This is a genomic window from Arthrobacter sp. 10L424 (assembly GCF_056395325.1).
Genome location: NZ_JBFTJH010000022.1, coordinates 1 through 2,896, shown reverse-complemented (window position 1 = coordinate 2,896; position 2,896 = coordinate 1). Strand labels below are relative to the sequence as shown.

General features: G+C 65.9%; 1 protein-coding gene and 1 rRNA gene. One reads left to right on the top strand and one right to left on the bottom strand.

What is annotated here, in order from left to right:
• Positions 1 to 262: 262 nt before the first annotated feature.
• Positions 263 to 2,704 (top strand): HAD-IC family P-type ATPase, encoded by a 2,442-nt coding sequence (locus AC1DC5_RS18980; protein WP_476866190.1) that lies wholly within the window; start codon positions 263 to 265, stop codon positions 2,702 to 2,704.
• Positions 2,705 to 2,806: 102 nt separating this feature from the next.
• Here the strand turns inward: AC1DC5_RS18980 and rrf are convergent.
• Positions 2,807 to 2,896: ribosomal RNA gene (gene rrf / locus AC1DC5_RS18975) — 5S ribosomal RNA — on the bottom strand; the annotation flags it as partial.

Below are 2,896 nucleotides of genomic sequence, written 5' to 3'. Positions count from 1 at the left end.
TAACCGCACCATTTTCCAGGCTGTTCAGAAGGGGGTCGGTCGCTATCTTTCCGCATCAGCGGCGGCGACTCGAACAACAATACACGCCCCCAGCACCCGGCACAAATCCACCCCCACCACCCCACCCACACCCCCAAAAACCCCGCCACCACACGGAAATCATCGCCTCCGAGGTCCTACTGCACCCACAAACCCCGGAAAGTCATTCCTGTGGGCTGCATCACCTGCATTCCGCAGCACGCCCCGTTACGATCAGGAGGTGATGGCAGAACACCGGCGTCATAGACCAGAGGTAATTCATCGGCGCGTGTCCGGACCTGCCGCCGCCGGCCTGTCCCGTGGCGACGTCGCCTACCGGATGAGCAGCGGCCTGGACAACCGCGTGCCCGACGCGACCAGCCGGAGCCTTTGGGAGATCGTCCGCGCCAACGTGCTGACTCTGTTCAACGCGATCGTCGGCACGAGCTTTATCTTCCTGCTCCTGCTGGGCAGCTGGCAGGACGCGCTCTTTGGCTTGGCGGCTGTCGGCAACGCCGTCATCGGCGTTGTGCAGGAGTACCGCGCCAAGCGTTCCCTGGACCGCCTCGCCGTCCTCGAGGCCCCGCTGGCCCGGGTCCTGCGTGACGGGTCCGTACAGGAGATCCCGACCGCCGACGTCGTGCTTGACGATGTCCTGGTCCTGCGGGCCGGGGACCAGGTCACGGCCGATGCCTCCGTCCTCGAGAGCGGAGGGCTGGAGTCCGATGAATCACTCCTCACCGGGGAGTCGGATCCCGTGGATAAGGAGGCGGGGGCGGAGGTGCTCTCCGGCTCGATCATTGTCGCCGGCCGGGGCACCGCCCGGGTGGTCCGGGTGGGCGCTGAATCCTTTTCGAGCAAGCTCGCCGCTGACGCGAAACGGTTCTCGCTGGTGAACTCGGAGATCCGCACCAGCCTCAATCGGATCTTGCGCTGGCTCACCTGGGCGCTGTTGCCGGTCGCGCTCATCGTTGCCAACGGTGAGATGCAGTCCAGGGGCGGCTGGCAGGAAGCCATCGCGAGCGGCGCCTGGACATCCGCCATGGTGGGAGTGATTGCGAGCGTGATCGCCATGATTCCCTTGGGGTTGGTCCTGCTTTCGAGCGTGGCATTCGCCGTAGGCGGGGTCCGGCTGGCCGGGAACAAGGTTCTCGTCCAGGAGCTGGCCGCGGTCGAGGGCCTGGCCCGCGTCGATGTCCTCTGCCTGGACAAGACCGGGACCCTCACCGAAGGTCGAATCATTTTTGACGGCGTGCATGAGCTGGCCGAACCGGCCGAGCCTGGCTGGGAGCACGCGTTGGGGTGGTTCGCCGCGGATCCGGAGGCAAACGCCACGTCGCGTTGCCTTGAGTCGGGTTTTGAGCACGACGGCGGCACGCCGGCGGTCTCATCGGTTCCGTTCTCTTCGGCCCGGAAGTGGAGCTCCGTGACGTTCGACGGCGGGGGTCCACTCCGGCGTTCCTGGATCCTCGGCGCCCCTGAAGTAGTTCTTGGGGCCAGACCTGGCGACGCTGGAACGGGCGCCGTCCTGGACAGGGCCGGCGGGCTCGCCGCTTCCGGGCTGCGGACGGTTCTGCTCGCCTACGCAGACGGCACCACCATCACTCTCAACGACCCAACACTGCCGGCAAAAGTGAATCCTGTAGTTGTGCTCACGTTCCGGGAACAGATCCGCCCCGATGCCCGGCAAACACTCGACTACTTCCGCGATGAGGGCGTTGAGTTGAAAATCATCTCGGGAGACGATCCCCGGACCGTCGCGGCGATTGCACGCAGCGTGGGCCTGGACATCGGCGATGGCTACGATGCCAGGAACCTCCCCGTGGACCCCCAACGCCTTGAAGAGGTCATGGGCGACAACACGGTGTTCGGCCGGGTGAGTCCGCACCAGAAGAAGGACATGGTGGCAGCACTTCAGCGCCGGGGGCATACGGTCGCAATGACAGGCGACGGCGTCAACGACGTCCTGGCACTGAAGGAGGCGGACCTTGGCATAGCCATGAACTCGGCGGCACCGGCCACGAAGGCCGTGGCCCGGCTGGTGCTGTTGGACGGACGCTTCGATCGGCTGCCCGGGGTGGTCGCGGAGGGCCGCCGGGTGATAGCCAACATCGAGCGGGTGTCCAAGCTGTTCCTCAGCAAGACGGCCTATTCGATCGCGATCGCAGTCAGCTTCGGGCTCCTCAACCTGCAGTTTCCGTTCCTGCCCCGCCAGCTGTCCTTCACCGACGGCCTGACGATCGGCATCCCCTCCTTCTTCCTGGCCCTGATGGCCAATACCCGCCGCTACCGGCCGGGGTTCCTGCGCCAGTCCCTGTCCTTCGCGATCCCCGCCGGGCTCATCGTCACGGGTGCACTGCTGGGGTTGAACCTGTACGCGACTTTCAGCGGAGCTGCCGACGCCGGGCCGGAGCCGCTGCAGTCCGCATCGGTCCTTACCCTGTCTGTGCTCGGGTTGTGGATCCTCACGGTCGTCTCCCGGCCGCTCGACGCAAGGAAGTTGGCGGTGGTGCTGGCGATGTGCGCCAGCCTCGTCATCCTGCTCAACCTGCCGTCGGCCCAGGAGTTCTTCCATCTGGCCTGGCCGCCGGCGGATTTGATGCGGGCAGCCCTTGTGGCTGCGGTTGGCGGAGGGCTCGTCCTCGAGCTCCTGGCCTGGATTCACAGCCGGAAGTTCCCCCGCTGAGCGGTGTCCGGCCCGTGATGGGGCCGTGCGCCGGCTACGAATAGTGGGTTAAATGCGGGAGAGCCCCAACCTGTGGTTGGGGCTCTCGACCGTGTAATGATGTTCCGGCGGTGACCTACTCTCCCACACCCTCCCGGGTGCAGTACCATCGGCGCTGTGGGTCTTAGCTTCCGGGTTCGGAATGGGACCGGG

What these genes read in the sequence shown, in the direction of transcription:
- AC1DC5_RS18980 (WP_476866190.1), top strand. Translation starts at nt 263, where the DNA reads ATGGCAGAACACCGGCGTCATAGACCAGAGGTAATTCATCGGCGCGTG.